21 protein-coding genes and 2 pseudogenes are annotated in these 23,546 nt (G+C 71.1%); 6 read left to right on the top strand and 17 right to left on the bottom strand.

Annotated elements, in window-relative coordinates:
- Nucleotides 1-376 precede the first annotated feature (376 nt).
- The 3 genes from IG90_RS0126395 to IG90_RS0126405 all read left to right on the top strand — a co-directional run bounded on the left by IG90_RS0126395 (nucleotide 377) and on the right by IG90_RS0126405 (nucleotide 2,937).
- Entirely contained in the window at nucleotides 377-1,588 is a 1,212-nt protein-coding gene (locus tag IG90_RS0126395; RefSeq protein ID WP_030589484.1) for a glycoside hydrolase family 64 protein, read from the top strand.
- Nucleotides 1,589-1,744: 156 nt separating this feature from the next.
- Nucleotides 1,745-2,416, top strand: a complete 672-nt coding sequence (locus tag IG90_RS0126400; RefSeq protein WP_425338031.1) for a peptidoglycan-binding protein — start codon at nucleotides 1,745-1,747, stop codon at nucleotides 2,414-2,416.
- 161 nt (nucleotides 2,417-2,577) lie between these two features.
- On the top strand, nucleotides 2,578-2,937 hold the full coding sequence (locus IG90_RS0126405; protein ID WP_030589490.1) for a hypothetical protein: 360 nt from the start codon (nucleotides 2,578-2,580) through the stop codon (nucleotides 2,935-2,937).
- A 104-nt stretch (nucleotides 2,938-3,041) separates the two neighbouring features.
- Here the strand turns inward: IG90_RS0126405 and IG90_RS0126410 are convergent, their stop codons facing one another.
- Nucleotides 3,042-3,566, bottom strand: a complete 525-nt coding sequence (locus IG90_RS0126410) for a hypothetical protein (protein ID WP_030589493.1) — start codon at nucleotides 3,564-3,566, stop codon at nucleotides 3,042-3,044.
- A gap of 281 nt (nucleotides 3,567-3,847) precedes the next feature.
- Between IG90_RS0126410 and IG90_RS0126415 the strand changes: the two genes are divergently transcribed.
- Entirely contained in the window at nucleotides 3,848-4,468 is a 621-nt protein-coding gene (locus tag IG90_RS0126415; protein ID WP_030589496.1) for a YceI family protein, read from the top strand.
- Between the two features lie 87 nt (nucleotides 4,469-4,555).
- Here IG90_RS0126415 and IG90_RS0126420 read toward each other — a convergent pair.
- From IG90_RS0126420 to IG90_RS0126435, 3 genes and pseudogenes are all read right to left on the bottom strand, one after another.
- Nucleotides 4,556-5,005: pseudogene (locus IG90_RS0126420) on the bottom strand (TroA family protein); the annotation flags it as partial.
- A 65-nt stretch (nucleotides 5,006-5,070) separates the two neighbouring features.
- Complete coding sequence (locus IG90_RS0126430) at nucleotides 5,071-5,475, bottom strand: VOC family protein (protein WP_030589501.1); 405 nt, start codon at nucleotides 5,473-5,475, stop codon at nucleotides 5,071-5,073.
- A gap of 641 nt (nucleotides 5,476-6,116) precedes the next feature.
- Nucleotides 6,117-6,734 carry a GNAT family N-acetyltransferase gene (locus IG90_RS0126435; protein WP_030589504.1) on the bottom strand — a complete coding sequence of 206 codons (618 nt, stop codon included), beginning with the start codon at nucleotides 6,732-6,734 and terminating at the stop codon, nucleotides 6,117-6,119.
- Between the two features lie 82 nt (nucleotides 6,735-6,816).
- Between IG90_RS0126435 and IG90_RS0126440 the strand changes: the two genes are divergently transcribed.
- Complete coding sequence (locus tag IG90_RS0126440; RefSeq protein ID WP_030589507.1) at nucleotides 6,817-7,290, top strand: NUDIX hydrolase; 474 nt, start codon at nucleotides 6,817-6,819, stop codon at nucleotides 7,288-7,290.
- 51 nt (nucleotides 7,291-7,341) lie between these two features.
- On the opposite strand, the gene IG90_RS0126445 is transcribed toward IG90_RS0126440, so the two are convergent.
- The 7 genes and pseudogenes from IG90_RS0126445 to IG90_RS0126475 all read right to left on the bottom strand — a co-directional run bounded on the left by IG90_RS0126445 (nucleotide 7,342) and on the right by IG90_RS0126475 (nucleotide 12,704).
- Nucleotides 7,342-7,581 (bottom strand): hypothetical protein, encoded by a 240-nt coding sequence (locus IG90_RS0126445; RefSeq protein WP_030589510.1) that lies wholly within the window; start codon nucleotides 7,579-7,581, stop codon nucleotides 7,342-7,344.
- A gap of 125 nt (nucleotides 7,582-7,706) precedes the next feature.
- The gene (locus tag IG90_RS0126450; RefSeq protein ID WP_030589513.1) at nucleotides 7,707-9,230 is read right to left on the bottom strand and encodes a catalase; all 1,524 of its coding nucleotides are present in this window, start codon (nucleotides 9,228-9,230) and stop codon (nucleotides 7,707-7,709) included.
- A gap of 168 nt (nucleotides 9,231-9,398) precedes the next feature.
- Nucleotides 9,399-9,665, bottom strand: a complete 267-nt coding sequence (locus tag IG90_RS0126455) for a GlsB/YeaQ/YmgE family stress response membrane protein (RefSeq protein ID WP_030589516.1) — start codon at nucleotides 9,663-9,665, stop codon at nucleotides 9,399-9,401.
- A 411-nt stretch (nucleotides 9,666-10,076) separates the two neighbouring features.
- On the bottom strand, nucleotides 10,077-10,682 hold the full coding sequence (locus IG90_RS0126460; RefSeq protein WP_030589519.1) for a dihydrofolate reductase family protein: 606 nt from the start codon (nucleotides 10,680-10,682) through the stop codon (nucleotides 10,077-10,079).
- A 22-nt stretch (nucleotides 10,683-10,704) separates the two neighbouring features.
- Nucleotides 10,705-11,778: an NAD(P)/FAD-dependent oxidoreductase gene (locus IG90_RS0126465; protein WP_233436081.1), complete on the bottom strand. Its 1,074-nt coding sequence runs from the start codon at nucleotides 11,776-11,778 to the stop codon at nucleotides 10,705-10,707.
- Nucleotides 11,779-11,875: 97 nt separating this feature from the next.
- Nucleotides 11,876-12,224, bottom strand: a pseudogene (locus tag IG90_RS39780) (ATP-binding protein).
- A gap of 246 nt (nucleotides 12,225-12,470) precedes the next feature.
- Complete coding sequence (locus IG90_RS0126475; protein ID WP_030589525.1) at nucleotides 12,471-12,704, bottom strand: hypothetical protein; 234 nt, start codon at nucleotides 12,702-12,704, stop codon at nucleotides 12,471-12,473.
- A 79-nt stretch (nucleotides 12,705-12,783) separates the two neighbouring features.
- On the opposite strand from IG90_RS0126475, the gene IG90_RS0126480 reads away from it, so the two are divergent.
- Nucleotides 12,784-13,794 (top strand): YdcF family protein, encoded by a 1,011-nt coding sequence (locus tag IG90_RS0126480; protein WP_030589528.1) that lies wholly within the window; start codon nucleotides 12,784-12,786, stop codon nucleotides 13,792-13,794.
- Between the two features lie 52 nt (nucleotides 13,795-13,846).
- Here IG90_RS0126480 and IG90_RS0126485 read toward each other — a convergent pair whose 3' ends face one another.
- The 6 genes from IG90_RS0126485 to IG90_RS0126510 all read right to left on the bottom strand — a co-directional run bounded on the left by IG90_RS0126485 (nucleotide 13,847) and on the right by IG90_RS0126510 (nucleotide 23,529).
- Complete coding sequence (locus IG90_RS0126485; RefSeq protein ID WP_030589530.1) at nucleotides 13,847-15,145, bottom strand: hypothetical protein; 1,299 nt, start codon at nucleotides 15,143-15,145, stop codon at nucleotides 13,847-13,849.
- A 203-nt stretch (nucleotides 15,146-15,348) separates the two neighbouring features.
- On the bottom strand, nucleotides 15,349-16,731 hold the full coding sequence (locus tag IG90_RS0126490) for a hypothetical protein (protein WP_030589533.1): 1,383 nt from the start codon (nucleotides 16,729-16,731) through the stop codon (nucleotides 15,349-15,351).
- A 59-nt stretch (nucleotides 16,732-16,790) separates the two neighbouring features.
- Complete coding sequence (locus IG90_RS0126495; protein WP_030589536.1) at nucleotides 16,791-19,916, bottom strand: glycoside hydrolase family 3 protein; 3,126 nt, start codon at nucleotides 19,914-19,916, stop codon at nucleotides 16,791-16,793.
- Nucleotides 19,917-20,010: 94 nt separating this feature from the next.
- Nucleotides 20,011-21,423, bottom strand: a complete 1,413-nt coding sequence (locus tag IG90_RS0126500) for a GH1 family beta-glucosidase (RefSeq protein ID WP_030589540.1) — start codon at nucleotides 21,421-21,423, stop codon at nucleotides 20,011-20,013.
- A 49-nt stretch (nucleotides 21,424-21,472) separates the two neighbouring features.
- The gene (locus tag IG90_RS0126505; protein ID WP_233436082.1) at nucleotides 21,473-22,528 is read right to left on the bottom strand and encodes an ABC transporter ATP-binding protein; all 1,056 of its coding nucleotides are present in this window, start codon (nucleotides 22,526-22,528) and stop codon (nucleotides 21,473-21,475) included.
- The gene (locus IG90_RS0126510; protein WP_030589546.1) at nucleotides 22,525-23,529 is read right to left on the bottom strand and encodes an ABC transporter permease; all 1,005 of its coding nucleotides are present in this window, start codon (nucleotides 23,527-23,529) and stop codon (nucleotides 22,525-22,527) included. Before IG90_RS0126510 ends, IG90_RS0126505 begins: the two co-directional genes overlap by 4 nt.
- Nucleotides 23,530-23,546 lie beyond the last annotated feature (17 nt).

Consider the following 23,546-nt stretch of genomic DNA (forward strand, 5'->3'; position numbering starts at 1 on the left):
AGTCGCCGTGTCCGGACACCGTCAACGAACTTCGGCCCCGGGGGCCGACTCCGTCCAACAACCCCGGTGCGTTAGTCCAAGTCAGGAGGGTGCGGGGCATCCCTGGCTTTTGTTCACCTCTTGGCCGGGAACGTCCCGGGGCGGTCACGGTTCGCGCCCACAGGGTTCCGGCAAGTACCGCTTCGGGGCGTCGAGTTGTGAAGACTCCGCATTATTGAGAGCGCTCTCAGTCACAAGTCTTGACGCTCGCGCCGGGCCTCGCGAGAGTGGTCCGCACCGCAGGCACCCCCACGGTCCTGACCCTCCCCGCGCCACCCCCCACCACCCGTCTGCGGCCCCCACAAACCTCGGGAGTCTCCTCGTGATTTCGCGCAGAATGTTCCTGACCGGCGCCGCCGCATCGGCCGCGGCGCTGACGTACCCCGCCTGGGGCACCGCGCTGAGCCCCCGCGCCTCCGCGGCCCCCGCGACCTGCGAACTGGCCCTGGAGAACAAGTCGTTGCCGGGCGCGGTGCACGCCTATGTGACCGGCCGCGAACTGGGCACCGACCGCTGGGTGCTGCTCAAGCCGGACGGCGGCGTCTACCGCCCCGACTCCCCCGGCGCCCCGCAGACCCCGCTGCCCGTCGACTGCGCGATCCCGCTCAAGGGCGCGGGCGCGGGTCCGGTCGCGCTGACCCTGCCGCAGATGTACGGGGCGCGGATCTACTTCGTCCGCGACGACAAGCTGGACTTCTACCTCAACCCGGGCCCCTCACTGGTGGAGCCCGCCTTCGCGACGCCCACGGACCCGAACTACGGGCGCACCTGGTCCTTCTGCGAGTTCACCTTCAACACGGAGCAGCTGTACTCCAACATCAGCTACGTCGACCTGATCACCGCTCTCCCGATCGGGATCACGCTGGAGGGCGACGGGACACACGTCGTCGCGCCGCACCCGGAGGGCGCGGTGCAGCGGATCGCGGACGACCTCACCGCCCAGGCCGCCGCCGACGGGCAACCGTGGGACAAGCTGATCACCCGGAGCGACGACGGCAACGTCCTGCGCGTCGTCTCGCCGCAGAACATCATGGCCCCGTACTTCGACCGGCCCGCCGAGATGCCGTTCCGGGACCTGTTCACCGCCCAGATCGACGAGGTGTGGGAGAAGTACCGCTCCGAGGACCTGCGCATCGACCTCCAGGGCGGCCGGGGCACGCTGGCCGGCCGGGTCAGCGGGGACACGCTGACGTTCGAGGGCGGCCACACCTTCGTCAAGCCGGAGACGAAGGACATCTTCACCTGCAACCACGGACCGTTCACCAACAACCCGGGCGACTCCGACGACAAGAAGGCGATCCTGGCCAGGCTGGCGGCGGGCTTCAACCGCTCGATCATGCTGAGCCACCCCAGCCAGCCGAACGGCACGTCGGCGGCGGACTACTACAAGGGAGCGGTCACCAACCACTGGTCCCGGGTGGTCCACGCGAACAGCCCGATCGGTTACGCGTTCCCGTACGACGACGTCCGCCCGGACGGTGAGCCGGACGTCTCGGGTGCGGCGCACGACGGGAACCCGCGCCGCTTCACGGTGAGCGTCGGCTCCTGACGCGCGTTCGGTAGGCACGTGTGCCCCCGCCGGCGGCCCGGCGGGGGCACACGCCTGTGAGCGCCCGGCACCCTGGCCATCCGATACATCATCAATTGACACGATATGTTGCGTTCTTGACTTCGCCCCGGCGCCCCGGGACGGTTCCGTATGCGAATGAACCGACTCCCCCGACGCATGCTCGCGGCGGTCGCCGCCGGATTCCTGCTGACCGCAGCGGCTCCGGCGCACGCGGACCCCGCCCCACCGCCGTCGCCCGCCCCGCAGGCCCCCGGCGCGCACGGCCTGCGCGCCTTCCAGGAGAGCTACGGCCTGCCCCCGACCGGCCGAACGGACACGGTCACCGCCCATCTGCTCAAGACGGCCCCGGACAGCGAGCTGCGGACGTTCTTCGCCGCCCCGTCCGACCTCGGCCCGGAGCAGCTCGCCCACGCCCGGACGGTCATCGGCGTCGGAAAGGGGGCGGAGCTCCCCGAGGAGGCCCAGATCATCGCGCTGATGACGGCCATGCAGGAGTCGAAGTTCGTCAACTTCACGTCCGCGGTCGACCACGACTCGCTCGGTGTCTTCCAGCAGCGCCCCAGCATGGGCTGGGGCACGCCGTCGCAGATCACCCATGTGCCGACCGCGTCCAAGTCCTTCTACGGGCTGCCCTCGCCGAGCGCCAACCCGGGGCTGCTCCAGATCGACGGCTGGGAGTCGATGGAGCCGGGCCACGTGTGCCAGGCGGTCCAGCGGTCCGCGCACCCGGACCGGTACGCGCAGTGGGGGGACTTCGCCCGGGAGCTGCTGGAGCAGGAGGGGCCGGACGCCGACCCGATCAACTGAAGCGGTGGGGGCCGCCTCGCGGTGCTCGTGGGTGTCCAGGAGCTCGGTCAGCCGTGACACTGCACGGCCGGGCATCGCCGTGGGTGGAGTGAGTACGGGTGGCGCTTGGTTGAGTCATCCACCTCATGGCCGGGCGGCATGGGCCTGGCAAGGATCAGGGCATGGACACCCGCGCGTACAACGCTCTCTACCGACCGGCCCGGCTCACTCCTCCGCCGCGGCGGACCGCTGTGGAGCTCCTTGCCACGGGGCTGTGGGTGCTCACGATGACGTCGCTCGCCTGGCTGGGCTTCCTGGTCGGTATGACGGCGTTGTGGTGCGTGGCAGAGGGCGCACCTGTGGGCGGCTTCCTGTTGCGCTGCTCCGCCGGCCTCTGCGGTGGTGCGGCCGTGCTCGTCGCGGTCCGCCTGGCACCGGGGGTGAGGCGCATGTCCGCTGACATGCGCAGCCTCCTGCTGGCAGCCCTGGCCTGCCCGCTCCCCCTGGTCCTGGCGATCGCCACGTGGTTCGCCGCCCAGTGACCGACTTCGCGACGTGCCCCGGCCGGGGCCCTGCGGTCCCGTACGGCTGCGGGGCCGTCCCGGCACTCGATGTGCGGGACGGCCCCCGGGTCGCCGGCTGCTGCTCAGCAGCCGCCGCAGTTGTAGTACGTGACGTCCCAGTGGTTGCCCTCGTCCGCGTAGATGTTGCCGGAGCCGGACCGGTACTGGCGCGCGCCGTCGCCCCGGGTGCCGATGTAGGTGAAGACGCCGGTGACGTAGTTGTTGAGGCAGGTGCTCTTGGCGAAGTCGAGCTTGTAGCCGTTCCAGTGGGAGTACGTACCGCCGGCGTGCCCGGTCTCGGTGCCGCCGGTGATCCTGAGCGCGCAGCCGGTGGCGCTCTTGAGGGTCTGCGCGCCCTGGGCGCTCGACAGGTTGAGCTGATCGAAGGACGTGCAGGTGGGGACGTTCCGGTCGGAGCAGCCGCCCGAGGACGACCAGGTGATCCCGGACGAGCTGAACCGGGAGGTCGCCTGCGCGTGGGTCAGCTTGGTCACGGCGTGCGCCTCGGTGGCGCCACTGCCGAGGGCCCCGATCCCGGGCACGAAGAGCGCGCCGAGGACGAGGGCCAGGGCGGTGAGGGCGGAGCGGAGTCGTGGACGGTTCACCATGGGGGAATTCCTCCTGCTCATGACAAATCAGAGGGCGTACGGGTCCGGGACCGCGCACGCCGGGCAGGGAGATAGTGCCCGAGTTCTACGCGCGTCCGCCAGAGGGCGACGCACCCCGGCAGGGGCGCCCCCGCGCAGCACCGAGCGGCAGGACGGAGGAACTCGACCCTGGATGTTGAACTTTGAACTAGATAGCGCTACAGTTGAACTCGTTGAAGGTTAAACAAACCCTTCGGCCCCGCCAGACCCCCGTTCCCGCAGCGCATCCCCGAGGAGGAGCCATGGCTCTGTTCACCCGCAAGTCGACCGCCGCCGCCACCGTCACCGAGGCCCCCGCGGTGGACCCGGCACTGGCAGCCCTGACCGGCACGTACACCCTGGACCCGGCGCACAGCAGCATCGGCTTCACGGTGCGCCACGCGATGGTCACGAACGTGCGCGGCTCCTTCGGTGAGCACGAGGGCACCCTGGTGCTGGACGGTACGGACCCGGCGAACTCCACCGCCTCCATCGACGTGAAGATCGCCAGCGTCGACACCGGCATCGCCGACCGCGACGGCCACCTGGTCAGCGGCGACTTCTTCGACGCCGAGAAGTTCCCCCTCATGACGTTCCGCTCGACGAAGGCCGAGCAGCTGGGTGGCGACGCGTACCGGATCACCGGCGACCTGACCATCAAGGACGTCACGCGCCCGCTCTCCATCGACCTGGAGTTCAACGGCTCCGCCACCGACGTCTACGGCAACGAGCGCGTCGGCTTCGAGGGCAGCGCCGACATCCTGCGCTCCGACTGGGGCCTGACCTGGAACGCGGCGCTGGAGACCGGCGGCGTGATGGTCAGCGACAAGGTGAAGCTGACCTTCGACATCTCCGCGATCAAGGCCGCGACCCCGGCCGCCTGACACCCCCACCGCCGAGCACGTCCACCCGGTACACAGCAGCGCCCCGCACCCGGATTCCGGGGACGGGGCGCGCTGTCATTTCGGGGACTACTTCGCGACCTTCTCCGCGAAGAGCGGGACGACCTTCTCCAGTGCGTACGGGACGGACAGGACCGAGTCCGTGGCGAACGCCTGGGAGATGTCCTGGTCGTCGAAGACCAGGTCGTTGCCCGCCTTGACCGACGGAACGGCCTTGTACAGCGGGTCGTTGCTGATGTCGGTGGCCGGGATGCCGATCGGCGCCATGACCGTCAGGTCGGCGTCGAGCAGGTCCAGGTTCTCCTTGGAGACCGGGACGGAGAAGCTCTCGCCGGCCTTGGCCTCGGCCTTCGGGTTGTTCGTGAAGCCGAGCCGCTCGACGAAGTCGACGCGTCCGGTGCCACCGACGTAGATGCCGAAGCCCTCCGAGGTGCGCGAGCCGACGGTGATGGTCCTGTCCTTGAACTCCGGGTGGGCCTTCGCGGCGGCCTCGAACTTCTTCCCGGTCTCCGCGATCAGCTACGAGTAGTACACCGCCAGGCGCGCCTGTTCGACGGGAGAGATTCCCCTTGCAGGCGGAGGGATCAGGCCCACGTCCGGGTGGACAGCACCAGCAGGTAGCCGTCCGGGTCCTGAAGCGTGACGCCCCAGGTGTCCCAGTACGGATTGTGCGCGGGCACCCGCGTGCCGCCGTGCTGTTCGAGCCGCTCCACAAGAGCGTCCGGCACCTCTTCGCCGAGGTAGACCACGAGCAGATCCTCGGGCGTCGGGCGCGGTTCCACGGGGTCCGCCGGGTCGTGGACGAGTTCCAGGTGCCAGGCGGCGCCGGGCCAGCCGACCATGAGCAGCGAGTGGTGGCCGGCGGTGCCGTCCGCCTCGTGGCGGTACTGGACATCGAGGCCGAGACCCGCGACCCAGAAGCGTTCCGCCGCCGCAAGGTCGCGGGACGGGCGGGCGATGCGCACGTGAGCCGTGGCGTCTGCCGGCATCGCGCTACCTCCTGATCAGCGTGGATCGGGCGGCCCTGGACGACCGCTCGTCCACGGAGCTTACGGAGTGAGCGATCATGCACGCATCGGCCGCTCGCCCTAGGACCGCGGCCGGGTAGGCAGCTCGCGCCGTGTGTCCACGCGCCCTGGCCCGCCTCTGTGCGCTCGCTCGAACGCCACGTTCCCTCGACCCGGCCATGTCATTGCCGGGATGTGACAGCAGAAGTCTCTCGGAGGAACGCAGCACCCCATGAATGAAGAACACATCCTGCTCAGGGACTTCCTCGCCACGATGAACCGTCTCCAGGCAGACTTCGAACGGCGACTCGACGGCATCGAGCACGACGCCCTGTCGGGGACCGGCCCGGGAACAACGGCGTACGGCCACCTCAGGAAACAGCCGACCTCTGGCAGCCCTGGCACGCTCAGGAAACTCGGCGCTCCCTCGGGCTGGAGGCCATCTGGACCGAGGCCCGCCGTTCACCGGACGGACGGACCGGCGGCCACGAAGCGCGGAGAAACCATTCTCCGCGCTCCCGGTCCTACGGCGCTCTCCCACCAGCAGATCCGGAAAGAAGCGTTTCCTTCTGATCCTCCCGAACCCTCTGGTCCTTCTGGTCCTTCTGGTCCTTCTGAGACCGCTACGCCGCGTCGAGCGGGCACGGCTCCCGCCGCATCACCCACAGTGCCGGACCGCCGCCGGGAAGTGCCGCCTCGCCGAGCACCGTGAAGCCGAAGTGCTCGTAGAACGACAGGTTGTCCGGCTTGGAGGACTCCAGGTAGACCGGCAGGCCCGCCGCGTCGGCCTTGGCCAGCCCGGAACGCAGCAGTGCCGCCCCGTGCCCCTGGCCGCGGGCGGCCGGGTCCGCGCCGACGACCGCGAGGTACCAGTGCGGCTCCTGCGGCCCGTGCTGGGCGGCCGCCTCGACGGCGGCCCGGAACAGGGGAGCCCGGTCGCCGAGGATCTCCTCCAGCTCCGCGATGGTCTCCGCGTCAGGAACGGCCTTTTCCTGGCCCTCCGGCGGTACCCAGAACGCGGCCGCCGACGCGGTGCGCTCGCACACCCCGTGGCGGCCGTACTGCCGGGTGAAGATCGTGGTGAAGTAGCGGACCAGGTCGGGCTCGCGCGAAGCCCCGCCGGGGAAGAACCACCCCATCATCGGGTCGTCCTCGAAAGCGCGGGCCAGCGTGCGGCTGATCGACGCGGCGTCGTCGAGCGTGGCCGCCTGCGGCGTGGTCGTTATCGACATACAGGTCATTCTGCACACTGATGATCTTGAACGGTCAGGGGGGTCCCGGTCCCCGGACGCCGCCCCGGACGCCGGGGGTAGCCTCCCTGGGATGGATCGGCGGCTGGCCGCGTACGCGGTGTGCATCGAGGACGGACGGGTGCTGCTCGCCCATACGGTGGAGCCGGGCGGCGAGCGGACGTGGACCCTCCCGGGCGGCGGGGTCGAGCACGCGGAGGACCCGTTCGACGCGGTGATTCGTGAAGTCGCCGAGGAAACCGGTCTGGAGGCCGTGGTGGAGCGCCTTCTCGGCGTGGACTCACGGGTGATTCCGGCGGGTGAGCGCCGCCGGCCCGGTGCGCCCGAGCTGCAGAACGTCGGCGTCTTCTACCGCGTCCGCGTCACCGGCGGCCGGCTCCGGCCCGAACCGAACGGCGACACCGCCGAGTCGGTGTGGACCCCGATGCCCGACGTCGCCCGCCTGCGCCGGTCCTCGCTGGTGGACATCGGGCTCGACCTGGCGCGGACCCTCCCGGCCTCCGGTCACGTCGCTCCCGTCCCGGTCGGCGGCCTGGTCCAGCACTGAGGAGGACCGGGCGGCGGTGGCGCGTGCCACGGAATCACCGCCCGGGCCGGATCAGTAGCGGCCTGACACCCAGGCCCAGACCGGCGCCACCACCACGACCAGCAGGGCCACGCCCGCGGCGACGGCCAGCAGCACCGTCAGCCCGCGGCCCCCCGCGACACCGGCGTGCACCTTCGCCTTGAGCGCCTCGGCCTCGGCGTCCGGATTCCTCTCGGACTCCTCGCCCCCGTACCACGTATCGCTGCATCGTCCCCCTGCGATCGCGGCCACAAGAGAACCGGTGATCAGCACGGCCTTCTCCAGCCCCGGGGGCACGGGCGACCGAGCGGGGAAACGCACAGGCCCTCGCCACGTCGGCCGACGTGGCGAGGGCCTGTCGTACGCCCGGAAGGGGGCCGGCGGTGTGCCTGCCCGCTTCAGGCCTTGTGCTGCATCGACGAGCGCGCCGGGTTGCCCTGCTCCGCCGCCTTCGGGTCCTTCTCGCCCGCCTTCGCGCGGACACCCTGCTCGACGCGCTTGCCGAGCGTGCTGTCGACGTTCGACCAGTACTGGAACGCCCGCTGAAGCACCGGCTCGGTGACCCCGTTCAGCAGGTGGCCGACGATGTTGTCCACCAGCCGGTCCCGCGCCGCATCGTCCATGACCTCGCGGACCATCGTGCCCGCCTGCCCCCAGTCGTCGTCCTCGGCGTGGTCGACGTAGGCCGCCCGGGTGATGTCGCCGTCGGCGTACCAGCTCGGCGGGGTTCCGTAGCGCTCCGTGTCCGCGGCCGGGCCGCCCTTGGAGTTCGGGGCGTAGACCGGGTCGGTGGTCTTCCGGTACGCCATCGCCCCGTCCTTGGAGTACGTGTTCACCGGGACGACGGGGGCGTTGACCGGCAGCTGCTGGTAGTTGCCACCGATGCGGTGGCGGTGCGCGTCCGCGTAGGAGAACAGCCGGGCCAGGAGCATCCGGTCCGGGCTCGGGCCGATGCCGGGGACGAAGTTGTTCGGCTGGAACGCCGCCTGCTCGATCTCGGCGTGGTTGTCCGTGGGGTTGCGGTCCAGTGTCATCCGGCCGACCTCGATCAGCGGGTAGTCGCCGTGCGGCCACACCTTGGTCAGGTCGAACGGGTTGAACCGATAGTCCTTCGCGTCCTCGTACGGCATGACCTGGACCTTCAGCGTCCAGCTCGGGAACTCTCCGTCGCGGATGTGCTCGAAGAGATCACGCGTGTGGTAATCGGTGTCCGCGGAGGCCATCTGGTCGGCCTCGTGCTGCGTGAACGTCTCGATGCCCTGGTCGGTCTTGAAGTGGTACTTCACCCAGAACCGCTGCCCCTGCGCGTTGATCCACATGTACGTGTGCGAGGTGTAGCCGTTCATGTGGCGCCAGGTCCGCGGGATGCCGCGGTCGCCCATCAGCCAGGTGACCTGGTGGGCCGACTCCGGCGACAGCGTCCAGAAGTCCCACTGCATGTCGTGGTCGCGGAGGTTGTTGTCCGCCCGGCGTTTCTGGGACCGGATGAAGTGCTGGAACTTCATCGGGTCCTTCACGAAGAACACGGGGGTGTTGTTGCCCACCATGTCGTAGTTGCCTTCGCTGGTGTAGAACTTCACCGCGAAGCCGCGCGGGTCCCGCCAGGTGTCCGGGCTGCCCCGCTCCCCGGCGACGGTGGAGAACCGGATGACCAGGTCCGTCGTGGTACCGGGCTGGAAGAGCGCGGCCTTCGTGTACGCGGAGACGTCCGCGGTCACCTCGAACTTCCCGAACGCGCCGCTGCCCTTGGCGTGCGGCTGCCGCTCGGGGATGCGTTCGCGGTTGAACTGGGCCATCTGCTCGATCAGGTAGGAGTCCTGGAGCAGGATCGGCCCGCCCGGGCCGACGGTGAGCGAATGCTCGTCGCTCTCCACCGGGGCGCCGGAGTCGGAGGTGGTCGGCTTGCGCGAGGTGTCGGTCATGTCGTCTTTTCCTCTTGTTTGTCGTCCGCAGACGCTTCGGCGATGTCTCCTACTACGGCTGCCCTACAGACCCTCTGCCAATGTAGGCAAACACGGACGAATCGACCCGTCGAGAAAGTCGAGAAATCGACCCTGCGGGCCGGCGGGCCGGCGGGTCGGCGGGCCGAGTCAGCGTGAGCGCTGTCCCGCGACCACGCGGTAGACCAGCAGGACGATCACCGAACCGACGACGGCGGCGATCCACGTCGACAGGCTGAAGAATCCGTCGATCGAGTCGACGCCGAAGATCACCTTGCCCAGCCAGCCACCGAGCAGCCCGCCCACGATGCCGATCACGATCGTGATGAGGCAGCCCCCGGGGTCCCTGCCAGGCGTCAGCGCCTTGGCGATGAGCCCCGCGAACAGTCCGATGAGGATCCAGGCGATGATGCCCACGGAAATCTCCCTTTACGTTGCCGACGCCCGGCGCCCTCGTGGCGCCGGAGACCTTCCGCGTATCCCCGTAAGCGAAGCTCACACATACGCCGGGCCTCGGCCGTCACCCCGGAGGCCCGTCATTCGCCTGCGTGCGTTAAGCCGGACGGGAACGGAGGGGGAGGGTGTGCGGCCGCCGGCAGCGGGGCCGGCACGGCCCATGAGGGCGCGTCGGAGGGGCAGTAGACCGGGGAGGCCCTTGGGCCGGCCCGCGACCTGATCACTCGCGGCCGGATGGGCGCACCATGCGGGCCGGCCGCGAGAAGGCGCCCCGGGCGGATATCCCGGGGCGCCTTCTCACCTGCGGACCGTTCCCTTCCCTGGCATCCGGGATGCCCTGTCCGAACCGGCCGGCCTGCCGACGGGGCGACGTCACGCAGGGGCACCGAGCGGCGGGTGCTCGAGCACGCGTGGCTTGTACTCGACCAGCTGGATGCGGCCGTCGAAGGTCCGGTGCTCGATCATCTCGAGGGCGATGTCCGGGTAGCCGTCGTAGATGCGTTCCGCGCCCGTGGCCCCGGTGATCACCGGGAAGATCCCGACCCGGAAGCGGTCGACGAGTCCGGCCCGCAGCAGGGACCGGCACAGGCTGAGGCTGCCGATCGTGCTGAGGAGCCCCGAGCCGTTCTCCTTCATGGCGCGGACCGTCTCGACGGCGTCGTCGCGGACGAGCGTGGAGTTGGCCCACGTCAGCGGCTCCTCGATCGTGGAGGAGAACACCACCTTGGGCGCTCGCGTGAGCTCGTCGACGGACGCCTCTTCTTCGGGCCTGAAGTCGTCCTGGCCGCTCGGGACCTCGCCGGCGGCGAAGCCGGACATCAGGCGGTAGGTGTTCGCCCCCATGAGGTGGGTGACCTCGGGCTGCTCACCGAGCCAGGCAAGGTACTCCGGGCCCTCGAGGCCCCAGAACCCCGGCCAGCCCGCTCCCGATGCGTAGCCGTCGAGGGAGGTGATGAAGTCGACGAGAAGCTCCGACATGGCGGTGTCCTTTCCTTGGGTGTCATGAACTTGGACCGGCCGCGGGCCACAAACTCATCGGATCCGTTCGGTCCTTCGATGACGGGTAGGGCCATGAATCCAAAACCCCGACCGCACCCTCGACGGTGAGAGGCCGCTGGTCTCGCCGGGCCGCCACCGCCAGCCGGGTGTCCTCCGCGATCAGGTCGCCGTTGACCGCGCCCGCCGCCATGAGGCCCGCCGCAGCGGCGCCGATCACCTGTTCGGTGAGGCGGGTGACGTTGCCCGCCGCCCAGACCCCGGGGACCTCCGTCGCGCCGGTCGGGTCGGTCGGGATGTACGTACCGATCACCGCCCCGCCCATCTCCTGCGCCACGGGCTGCAGCCCGAGCGACTCCAGGACCGCCGACCGGGCGGTGAACCGGGCCTGGACCACCAGCGCCTCGCGCGCGATGACCCGGCCGGACGCCAGCCGTACGCCGGTGAACCGGTCATCCGCGACCTCCAGCCCCGTCACCTCGCCGTCCACGACCGCGACGCCCCGGGCCGCCAACTGCTCGTACTCCTCCTCCGTGGGCTCCGGGCCCGTGTGGACGAAGAGGGTCACGTCGTCGCTCCACTGCCGCCACATCAGCGCCTGGTGCACGGCGAGCGGGCCGGTGGCGAGTACGCCGATCGGGCGGTCCGCGACCTCGTGCCCGTGGCAGTACGGGCAGTGCAGCACCTCGCGCCCCCACCGCTCCGCCAGGCCCGGCACCGGCGGCAGCTCGTCCACGAGCCCCGTCGTCACCATCAGCCGCCGTGCCTCGACGCTCCGGCCGTCCTCCGTCACCACCCGGAAGCCCTGCCCTCCGGTCAGCCGCTCGGCCGACGCCACCCGGCCCTCGACGACCTCCGCCCCGTACCCGGCCGCCTCACCCCGCCCGATCGCCAGCAGCTCGCCGGGCGGGGTCGACTCGCGGCCCAGGTAGTTGTGCACATGGGAAGCGGGAGCGTTACGGGGCTCGCCCGCATCGATCACCAGCACCGAGCGCCGGGCCCGCGCCAGGGTCAGTGCCCCGCTCAGGCCGGCCACCCCGCCGCCCACGATCACCACGTCGTACCGCTGCTGATTCATGTCGCTCCTCCTTCGTCACCCTGCGGATCGCCTCCGCTCGATGACGAGAGTGCGCACCTGCGGCCGAAACGACAAACATCTTTGCCGAAACGGCAAGTCACCCGAGCATGAACTCGCACCAGACGACCTTGCCGGGGTTCCGCTCGGCCACGCCCCACTTGTCCGCCAGCGCCGCGACGAGCAGCAGCCCGCGCCCGCCTTCGCCGTCGGCCCCCGGCAGCCCGTCCGCCGGGCACACCTTGCCGTCGCCAGTCGTGCAGCTCGACGCGGATCATGTTCTCGACCCGCTCCAGGTAGGTGTGGACCTTGAACCCGCGCCCCGGGGGCACGCCGTGCCGAAGCGCGTTGGTCGCCAGCTCGGTTACGCGGAGCAGCACGTCGCCCGCGCGCGCTTCGACGCCCGGCTTGGCCGCGTACGGGTTGCAGATGAAGACAGGGCTCCGGATGTGGGCGGCGGCGCCGGCCGTGCCGAGGGCCACCCGGTCGGACCCGACCGTCCGCGCCCGGATCGGTCGGGTCGGCGGAGCGCTACTCCCCGGGCTTCGCCATCAGCTCCACCAGGGCCGAGAAGCTCTCCTTGCCGTGCCACGCCTCCACGCCCCGACGAAACAGGTCGACGACGACGGCCGGAAGTTCGCACGCGGAACCGGCCCACCGGTTCTTCCCGGTGGGCCGGTCCTGTGCGCGTCGGCTCAGCTGAACCGGGCGTCCTCCACGGTGCTGGTGACGGTGCCGGCGGTGGAGGTGGTCGCCCCCGCCGCCCCGTCGACCAGCTTGCCGAGCTCGCCGACGTCGTCCAGGGCGCCCAGGCTGACGGGCGGTTCGGCGGCATGCGCCGTGTCCCCGCCTCCCGGGGGCGGGCTGATCGCGGCGATGACCGCTCCGGCGGCGAGAGTGACAACGGCAAGTACGCTTCGCTTCTTCATGCCCCGTTCAACGGCCGGGACCCCGCAAAGGGCACGCCCCGATTCCTGGCAGCCCCCACCCCCTGCCTACTGTGTGCCCATGGTGGTCTACGCCCCGGCGGCGCTCCTCTTCCTCGTCTTCTGTGTGAGCGTGCTGCGCGAGCGCCGCAAGTTCAGCAACGCCGTCGTCCTGGGGCTCGCCGTGCTCTGTGCGCTGGCCGGTCTGCTGTACCGGCTGATCGACTCCGGCTCCGCCTCCGCGCCCGTCGTGGTGTGGGCGCTGCTGGGCCTGGGGGCGGTGGCGGTGCTCGTCCTGACGTGCTTTCTGTTCCTCAACGGCGTACGCATGCTGCGCGAGGAGGGCAGGAGCCCGTCCAATCTGCTCTCCCTGCTGGCCGCCCTGGCCATCCTCGCGGTCGTCGCCCTGCTCGCCACCGCCGCCGCCCTGCGGACACCGATTCTGGTCGGCGCGGCGACGGCGGCCTGCGGTCTCGCGCTGTACTTCTCGTTCATGTTCCTGTGCTTCGTCTGCTACGCGTTCCTGTACGGGCGGCTGCGGGTGCGCCGCAAGGCCGACTTCGTGGTGGTGCTGGGCTCGGGGCTGGTCGGCGGCTCCACCGTGCCTCCGCTGCTGGCGAGCCGGCTGAAGCGGGGGCGCGAGGTCCACGCCCGGCTCTCCCGGCGCGGCGGGAGAGCCGTGCTCATCACCTCGGGCGGCCAGGGGCCCGACGAGGACCTGCCCGAGTCCCACGCCATGGCCGACCACCTGGTGGCCGAGGGCTTTCCGGCACACCTCATCGAGCGGGAGGACCGGTCGACGAACACCGAGGAGAACCTGCGGTTCAGCAAGGCGATCATGGAGAGGGCCAAGCCCGACTACCGGTGCGTCGTCGTCACGAACAACTACCACGCCTTCCGCGCCGCGCTCACCGCCCGGCGGGTCCGGATCCGGGGGCAGGTGGTGGGCTCGCCCACAGCCGCGTACTTCTGGCCCAACGCGACGCTCCGCGAGTTCGCCGCGATCCTCATGGACTACCGGCGGAGCAACGCGGTGATGTGCGTGCTCATCGTCCTCGGCGGGGTGGCGGTCTGGTGGTCGCGGATCGGTTAGGGCGTGTCCGGCGGCTGCCCTGCCCTGCCCTGACCGACAAGACACCCCCTGGCTAGGCGCTTCCCGCCGCCTGGGCGGCGGCTTCCCGGGCCTGGCTCCGGCGGTCGAACGCGGCCCGGGCCGCCGCGAGCAGCCGTACGTAGAAGGGGTGGTCCCGGCGGATCTCCCACTGGTGCAGATAGACCAGCATCTGGTTGATCACGGTGTCGTACTCGATCAGCGTGCCGGACGCCGTGCCCGCCGCCACGTCCCAGGCGATCAGACGCGCCTGCTGCTCGGGGGTGATCTTGCCCGCCGACGCGAAGGAGTCCGCGTAGTTCTTCAGCTTGCCGCTCTGGCCGCCGTACCCCAGCTTCTCCACCAGCATCCGCTGCTGGAACGGGCTGAACTCGGTGTCCCCGTCGAGGGCTTGCCGCAGGTCGGCGAGGGTGTTCTTGCGCTCCGTGGCCAGCGCTGTGACCTGGGCGTCGGTCGCCCCGGACTGGACCAGCTCCATCACCGGGCTGCTCCCGAACGCCTGATGGGCCGCGACATGGGTCAGCTCGTGGGCGACATGTCCGAGCATGAAGGAGGAACCGCCCCGGGCCTGGGTGTCGACGTTGAACGTGAACGCGGGGTCCTCGTCGGCCCTGGTGGTGAGCTTCATCCCGGGCATGCCGCCCTGCGGGTACTGCTTCACGGTCACCAGGTCCACCACGGCCATCAGCTCACCGATGACCGCACGGGTCTCCTCGGGCAGCGCAGCGTCCTCGCGGAGTGCGCCGAGCTGCTCGATGAAGCCGTCCATCACGGCGGTGAACGCGGGCCCCGGCATTCTCTGGGACGCCCTGCGGGCCTCGTCGGCCGGGAGGCGGAGGTCCATCTCCGGGTCCTCCTTCGCGGCCACCATCCGGTCGACCTCGGACAGCAGCCCCCGGAAGACCGCTTCGGCGTCGAGCCCCGACTGCGCCTCCTCCGCCTCGCTCCTGAGCCGCTCCACTCCGGCGACCCGCTCCCCTCCCCCGGGCTTGTGGGCCACGTAGGCCCGGCACGCCGTGACGATGTCCTTGAGGGCGAGCAGCCGCGCCCCCTGGCGGGCGTCGGGCAGGGCGTAGAACGCCCGCAGAGCCTGGTCCACCTTGCTGATCTCCGAGCGGCTCCGCATTCCGGAGCCCTTGGAGATCTGCCTGAACTCCTCCTCGGTCACCATCCGGGACACCGTGATCAGGCGTGTCACGGTCGCGTTGCCCAGCGTGCTCTGGAGGCCCCCGGGGGTACGCGGGTCCCGGCCGTCGTGCCGGTCGGCGGTCCGGGCCACGGGCGCGGGCCGCTGCCGGTCGTGGTCATGGGCCGGGGTCTCGTGGGTGAACATGGAGTCACGCTAGGCGGGCGGGCGGACGCCGCCCAGGGACCGAAGGGCAGAACCCGGACGGGCCGGGGCAGCGCCCGCTGCCTCTCCCGGACGGGCGGGCGGGCAGCCGTCCGTCTCTCCTGGGGGTCCCGGGCCCCGGGCCCCGGCTGAGGGGATCCACCGGAACCCGGGGCGCTGAGGGAGGACCGTGGCGCCTGGGTCGCTCAGAAGCCGCCGCCGTCGAACCCGCCGCCGCCGAAGCCTCCGCCGTCGCCGAAGCCGCCCCCGCCGAAGCCGGAGGAGTCGAAGTCGGAGCCGGAGAAGTCGCCGCCGCCCCAGTCGCCGCCACCGCCGAAGTCACCGCCGCCGTACTCGGAGGCGTATGCCGGGGTGGCGAGCATCGAGCCGAGCATGGTGCCGACCAGGAGGCCGGGGAGCAGGCCGCCGCCGAAGTAGCCGCCGGCCCAGGGGCCGTACGCCGGGCCCGCTTCCCAGTACGGGCGGCGGTTGCCGTCGCCCACGTCGACCGTACGGCTCATGGGGTCCTCGCCCCGGCTGAGCCGGACCTCGTCCGCGCCGCAGACCGGGACCTCGCGGGCCGCGCCGCCGGACGGGGTCCACAGGACCTCCGTGACCGCGGGGCCGTGGCGCGGGTCGAAGAAGCACGGCGGGCGGCGGGCCGGGATCTCCGCGCCGGTGCGGCGGGCTTCCAGGACCGCGAGGGAGTAGCGGCCGTCCTCCAGGGACTGGGTGACTCCGCGGACGTCCGAGGGGTGTCCGGCCTTGTCCATCTTCGACTTGGCGCTCTCGTAGGAGTCCAGGGCGCGTTCGTAGTCGGCGCGCATGGTGTCGTCCGCCCCCGGTTCGGCGGGGTGGAAGTCCAGGCGTTCCAGGGTTTCGCCGTACGCGGTGATGTCCTCGTCGACGACGACCCGGAGCTTGTCGAGCGCGATGCGCTCCTCTTCCTCCGTGCGGCGCTTGTTGCGGCGGGAGATCGCGTACGCGCCCGCGCCGCCCGCCGCGACCAGCACGCCGAGCGTGATCAGGCCGCCGACCGGGGCTCCGGGCTCGTCCGCGGCGCCTCCTCCGCCGGACCAGGAGGCGGGGGCGCTGCCCCTGGCCTGTTCGACGGCGCGGTCGACGAAGGCGTTGAGCTGGGAGGTCGCGTCGGTGGCGGTGGCCGGGTTCTCCACGGAGGCGGTGAGGTTCTCGACCGCTCGGGTGGGCATGACCTGCGGGTCGGCGCCCGCGTCGAAGCCGTCGCCGAGGCGTATCGCGTAGACGCCGGTGATGCCGGTGTCGCTGCGCAGGGTCTGGAGGAGACCTTCCTCGGGGAAGGCCGGGGTATCGGGGAGGACGGCCACGAACACCGGCTTGTCGGCGTCGGTGATCTTGTTCTCCAGGGCCTTCTCGTCAGCGACGGAGAGCTGATCGCGAGCGCCCGGATCCACATGGACCGGGTCGTCGCGCAGGGCCTGGGCGGCGTCCTGGATGGTCGCGGCGGGCGCGGCAGGCGCGGCCGACGCGGGGGAGGTCAGGGCGAGAGCCGCCGCTGCGATGATGAGCAGCAGGCCCGCCAGCAGCGCGGGAAAGAGCCTTTTCCTCATACTTCACGCTACTCCAGGCGGGCGACGAACGCCGTCGCCCGCCTGGAGTGACCGGATGGCTACGCGGCGCGGTACGCCGTGCGCAGCCTGTCCACCGCTCCGGTCAGGTCACCGGTGAGCAGCAGGTGGTCCGCCTCCGCGAACGGCTTGGAGACCGCTTGGGTGAACGTCCCGCCGATCTTCTGCTGGACCAGCAGGCGGGCCTGGTCCACGATCGCCTTGCCCGCCGGGGTCTTCCCCAGGTGCGCCTTCTCGGCGACCTGGGCGGCGACGGAGAGGGCGGCCAGGGTCAGCTCGCCGCCGGCCGGGGGCTTCTTCAGGGTGGTCAGGCCCCAGCCGTAGGGGAACTGCGGGTCGTAGGCCGTGTCCCCGACGTTGATCGGGAGCTGGGTCTCCGCCTTCGGCCAGGTCACCGGGAGCTGTCCGGTGAAGGCGCGCTTGCCGTAGAGGACGTCGGCCACGCCGTCGCCCTCGGAGCCCGGCAGCCAGGAGGCCACCAGCGCGTTGATCCTCCCGAGCTGGTCCCCGATGAGCTGGGGGCGGCCGGAGACGATCAGGACCGCGCACTTCATGGCGGCGCAGACCTTGTCGACCGCCGCCTGGTCGGCGGGGGTCAGTTCCAGGTCGTGGCCGTTGCCGACGTCTCCGATGCCCTCGGCGTACGGGGTCTCGCCGACGACCACCACACCGACGTCGTAACCGTCCGTGGCGGCCGAGGCGTCGCGCGAGTACACCACGGAGTCGGGGTTCCGCGCCGCCTTCTTCATGCCCTCCAGGATCGTCGTGCCCGTGGTGGTCCTTCCGGAGGAGCCCTGCCAGCTGATCGTCCAGCCGCCGGCCTGGTTGCCGATGTCGTCGGCGTTGGACCCGGCGACGTACACCTTCTGGGAAGGCTTGAGGGGCAGGACCGCCCCGTCCTTCTTGTCGCCGTTCTTCAGCAGGACCTGCGACTTGGCGGCCGCCTCGCGGGCCACCGCGCGGTGCTCGGCCGAGCCGACCTTGTCGAGGTGGGTGGTGTCCGCGTACGGCTTCTCGAAGAGGCCCAGGCGGAACTTCTGGGTGAGGACGCGGGCGACCGCGTCGTCGATCCGGGCCTCACTGATCCGGCCCGCCTCGACCTCGTCCTCGAGCGTCCTGGTGAAGTCCTTGTACGCGGTCGGGACCATGATCATGTCGAGGCCGGCGTTGATCGACGTACGCACGTCGCTCGGGTAGTCGCCGGGGATCTGGTCGATGGCCTGCCAGTCGCTGATGACGAAGCCCTCGAAGCCCATCCGGTCCTTGAGGACGCCGTTGATCATCTCGGCGTTGGCGTGCATCTTCACCGGGCCCTGGCCGTCACCCAGGATGTCGAGCGAGGAGTACGAGGGCATGACCGTGCCGACGCCCCGCTTCACCGACTCCTCGAACGGGGAGAGGTGTACCGCCTCCAGCTCCTCGCGGGTGACCTTGGTGATGCCCTGGTCGATCGTGTACGAGCCGGTGGTGGCGGAGCCGTACTCGGTGCCGCCGTCGCCGACGAAGTGCTTGGCGCTGCCGAGGACCTTGTCGTTGCGGTGCAGGTCCTTGCCCGACGGGCTGCCCTGCATGCCCTGGATGACCGTCTCCATGGCCTCGACCAGGGCCGGGTCCTCGCCGAAGGCCTCGTAGGAGCGGCCCCAGCGTTCGTCGCGGGTGACGCAGACGCAGGGGGCGAAGTCCCACGGGACGCCGGTGGCGCGCACTTCCTTGGCGGTGATCGCGCCGGTCTTCCCGGCGCTCTTCGGGTCGCGTCCCGCACCGATGCCGATGTTGTGCGGCATGATCGTCGCGCCGACGACGTTGTTGTGCCCGTGCACCGCGTCCACGCCGTAGATCAGCGGGATCTGGAAGCGGGTGGCCTGGGCGCGCAGTTGGTAGGCGTCGACCATCTTGGCCCAGGCTGCGGCGGTGTTGGGGGTGGGGACCGAGCCGCCGCCGGAGAGCAGCGAGCCGAGGCCGTAGGCGGCGATGTCGCCCGGGGCGCGGAGCGCGTTGCGCTCGGCCTGGGTCATCTGGCCGGCCTTCTCGGCGGGCGACATCCGGCCCAGCAGGTCCGCCACCCGCCGCTTCACCGGCAACTCGGCGTTCTGGTACGGGAGTCCGTGGGCGTCGATGACGACCTGCGGGTTCTCCCGGGGAGCCTTCGCGCCGGTGACGGTCAGCTCGACGGGGATGGTCCTCGCCTCGGCGGGCTTCGACGCCTTCGCCGTGCGGACGGTGACCTGGTGGGTGGTGCCGGAGGCGGTGCCCGCGGGGAAGGTGTGGCTGCCGGTGACCGGGGTGTAGTCCTCCCCGGGCTCTGCGGTGCCGCCCTTCGTGGCGTACGTGACCGTGACGGGCTCCTCGATGGGGACGGAGCCGGTGGTGGCGACGGAGAGCGCCACCCGGGCCGTTTCGCCGTTCTTCACCGGGTGGACCGCCGCGTCGGTGACCACGCTCGCGGTGAGGGCCGGGTCCGCCTTGCCGTACAGCTCGACGGCGTCCAGGGCGAATTCGCCGGGCCCGCCGCCGGGCAGGGTGAGGGCGTAGCCCCACATCTCGTTCAGGCCGAGGACCTGGTCGATGCCGCCGACGGGCTGGTAGTCGGCCCGGTAGACGAAGTCGGCGAACGGGATCTCGACCAGGTGCCAGCCCTCCCAGTCGTCGGTGAAGGAGGTGGTCCACAGCTCGGACGCGCCGCCGTTCGCGCCGCCGTCCTTGATCTCGAAGTTGATCTTCTTACCGGAACCGGGCGGCAGGGGCGCGGTGTTCTGGCCGTACCACCAGAAGCGGATGCCCTGGTGGGCGGTCCAGTTCTGCGGGGGCGTGTCCACGGCGAACTCGTGGCTGAACCCGCCGTACGCGCTGATGTCGTAGGCGCCTTCGAGGACCTTGTCGCCCTCGGGCGCGTCCGCGCGCTCGGCCAGTTTCAGTTGCGGGTGGTCGTCCGCGTCTCCGCCCCAGGTGAAGATCGCGTCGGCGGGCGGGTTGTTGCCGAGCGGCACCTCGCCCTCGAAGCGGTCGACGAGGACGGGGGCCGGTTCGTCGGCCGCCGCCGCGGGGCCGGTGGACGAGCCGGCGAGCAGGGTCGCCAGCACGGCCGCTGCGGCGAGGGCGGCGGTCGCGGGTCCGGCTCTGCCCTTCCGGGGCCGGGGCCGGGGGCGGGGGTGCGGTGTGCGGGGCATCTGGGAGCGCTCTCTTCTCGGGGGCGAGTGCGTGGTCGACTTTCTGAACGTGCCGGTGCGTGAAAGCTTCTGATGCGTGAGGGATTCCGGTGCCTTACGCGGTGTCGCCGCGGGTGAGGCGGATCGTGTCGCGGTACCACTTGGCGCTGTCCTTGAGCGTGCGGACCTGGGTGTCGTAGTCAACGCGGACGATGCCGAACCGCTTGTCGTAGCCGTACGCCCACTCGAAGTTGTCCATCAGCGACCAGGCGAAGTAGCCCCGGACATCGGCCCCTTGGGCGCGGGCGGCGACGACGGCGTCGATGTGGTCGGCGAGGTAGGCCGTACGGTCGGCGTCGGGGACGGATCCGTCGGCGGCGACGGTGTCGTCGAAGGCCGCTCCGTTCTCCGTGACGACGGTCGGGAGTGCGTAGTCGTGCTGCAACCGCAGCAGCAGGTGGGTGAGTTCGGCCGGGGTGATCTCCCAGTCCATCGCGGTACGGGGAAGGTCGCGCTCCACGACGCGGGTGACGGGCAGGCCGTCGTCGCCGGTCGTCGATCCGTCCTCGGTGACGCCGGAGAACTGCATACCCCGGTAGAAGTTGACGCCGAGCACGTCGAGCGGGGCGGCGATGGCGGCCAGATCGCCGTCCCTGACCGGGAGTTCGATGTGCTGGGCGGCGAGGTCGGCGAGGACGTCCTCGGGGTAGCGGCCGTGGACGAGCGGGTCGAGGTAGAGCCGGGTGCCCATGCCGTCGGCGCGGCGGCACGCCTCGCGGTCGTCCTCGCTGTCGGTCTCGGGGGTGGCGGTGCCCAGGTTGAGGGTGATGCCGAGCTCCAGGGGGTTGCCCCCGGCCGCGTCCCGCAGCGCGCCGGCGGCCAGGCCGTGACCCAGGAGCAGGTGGTGGACGGCGGCCGTGGCGTCGCCGAGGTTCCGGCGGCCGGGGGCGTGCAGCCCGTAGGCGTAACCGAGCATCGCCGAGCACCAGGGCTCGTTCAGGGTGGTCCAGTGCTCGACCCGGTCGCCGAGCGCCTCGTACGCGAGGGCGGCGTACTCCGCGAAGCGCAGGGCGGTGTCCCGCGCGGGCCAGCCGCCCGCGTCCTCCAGCTCCTGCGGCAGGTCCCAGTGGTAGAGCGTGATCCAGGGAGTGACGCCGCGGCCCTGGACCTCGTCGACCAGCCGCTTGTAGAAGTCGAGGCCCTTCGCGTTCGCCGGGCCCCGGCCGCCGGGCTGGACGCGGGGCCAGGCGAGCGAGAAGCGGTACGTGTCGACGCCGAGGCCCGCGATCAGCTCCACGTCCTGGGGCATCCGGTGGTAGTGGTCGCAGGCCACATCGCCGTGCTCGCCGCCCTCGACGGCCCCGGGCACCCGGCAGAAGGTGTCCCAGATGGACGGGGTGCGGCCGTCCTCGGCCGCGGCTCCCTCGATCTGGTACGAGGAGGTGGCGACGCCCCAGCGGAAGTCGGCCGGGAGTCCTCGTACCGGGGCGGGACGGAGGAGTCGCTGCGGGGTGGGGGCGAGGTTCATCGGTCTCCCTGGGCGTAGAGGCGTAGGCGTACGTGGGCGGGACGGATGGTCAGCGGGCGGGCCCCGGAGCCACCTGGCCCGGGACGCCCTGCTGTCCGGGCCGGGGAGCGCCGCGGCCGGGTGCGTGCAGATGGCAGGCGACCGCGCGGCCGGGTTCGGCGGGGGGCGGGGTCAGCACCGGGATCTCGGCTGCGCACGGTACGAAGGCCTTGCCGCAGCGCGGGTGGAAGGCACAGCCGGTGGGCATCGCGGACAGGTGGGGCGGGGATCCGGGGATGCCGGTCAGTTCGCGGCGGGGGCCGTGGAGCGCGGGGAAGGAGTGCAGGAGCCCGTCGCTGTACGGGTGACGGGGGTCGCGGTAGATCTCCGCCGCACCCGCCTCCTCCACGATGCGGCCCCCGTACATGATCGCGATCCGGTCCGAGAATTCGATCAGGAGGGAGATGTCGTGGGTGATGAACACGACTGAGAAGTTCAGCTGTTCCCTCAACTGGACGAGCCGTCGAAGGATCTGCCGCTGCATGACGACGTCGAGCGCGGTGGTCGGCTCGTCCATGATGACGATCTCGGGTTCCAGGGCGAGCGCCATGGCGATCATCACGCGCTGGCGCATGCCGCCGGAGAGCTGGTGCGGGTAGGCGGCGAGCCGGTCGGCGGAGATGCCGACGAGGCTGAGCAACTCCTTTGCCCGGTCGGTCCGTTGCCGCTTCCTCAGCTCGGGACGGTGGGCGGCGAGTACGTCGGTGAGCTGACTGTGGACGGTGTGGACCGGGTTGAGGGAGTTCATCGCCCCCTGGAAGACGATGGACAGCTCCTGCCAGCGGAAGGCGCGCAGCCGGTGCGGGGCGAGGGAGAGGATGTCGACCCGGTCGCCGCCGGGCCGGTGGTAGTGGACCTCTCCCCCGGTGATGACACCGGGCGGGGACAGCAGCCGGGTCACCGCGTAGGCGAGGGTGGACTTGCCGGAGCCCGACTCCCCCGCGAGGCCCAGGACTTCGCCGCGGTGGAGGGTGAGGTCGATGTCGCGCAGGGCGTGGACGGCGTCTTTGTCGGTGCCGTAGTCGACGTTGAGACCGCTGATGGTCAGGACCGGCTCGGCGCTCATGGGCGCGGCTCCTTGCTGCTGTGCTGACGAGGTCCCTCGCCGGTGGGCTTCCGGGCGACGGGGGTGAAGCCGACGCGCATCCTGACCTTCCGGGAGGATCCGGTGGCCGTGCGCAGGCGGGGGTTGACGAACTCGTCGATGCCGAAGTTGATGAGGGCGAGCGCGGTGCCCAGCAGGGCGATGCAGAGGCCGGCCGGGACGAACCACCACCAGGCTCCCTGGGCGAGGGCCTGGTTGGACTGGGCCCAGAAGAGCACGGTGCCCCAGTTCCAGTGGGAGATGTCGGCGACGCCGATGAAGGCGAGGGTGATCTCGGTGAGGACCGCGAAGATGACCGTGCCGACGAAGCCGGAGGCGATGACGGCGGTGAGGTTCGGCAGGATCTCGAAGAGGATGATCCGCGGCGTCGACTCACCGGTGGCGCGGGCGGCCTCCACGTAGTCGCGGCGGCGCAGCGACAGGGTCTGGGCGCGCAGGATCCGCGACCCCCAGGCCCAGGAGGTCAGGGCGATGGCGACGGCGATGACGATGTCGCCGGTGTCGGGGACGAAGCTCGCGACGATGATGATCAGCGGGAGTCCGGGCAGTACCAGGAAGATGTTGGAGAGCGCGGAGAGGATCTCGTCGACGGCCCCGCCGAGGAATCCGGCACTGACCCCGATGAGGACGGACAGGGCGGTCGCGATGACGGCGGCCAGGAGTCCGACGACGAGGACGCCCCGGGTGCCGACGAGGATCTGCGAGAAGACGTCCTGCCCGGTGTGCGTGGTGCCGAACCAGTGGTCGCCGGAGGGCGGCTGGAGCAGCTGGTCGCTCATCGCGTCGGGGTCGTACGGGGCGAGCCACGGTCCGGCGACGGCCAGCAGGACGAAGAACGCCAGCAGGATCAGGCCGGTACGGGTCTTCCCGCCGCGCAGGAACCGGAGCCGGGCCCGGCGGGTGGGCGCCGCGGGCGGGGGTGCGCCGTCGAGGACGGCGACGTCGGTGGCGGTGACGGACATGGGCCTCAGGCCTTCCG

Source organism: Streptomyces anulatus (assembly GCF_000721175.1).
Lineage (GTDB): Bacteria > Actinomycetota > Actinomycetes > Streptomycetales > Streptomycetaceae > Streptomyces > Streptomyces anulatus_C.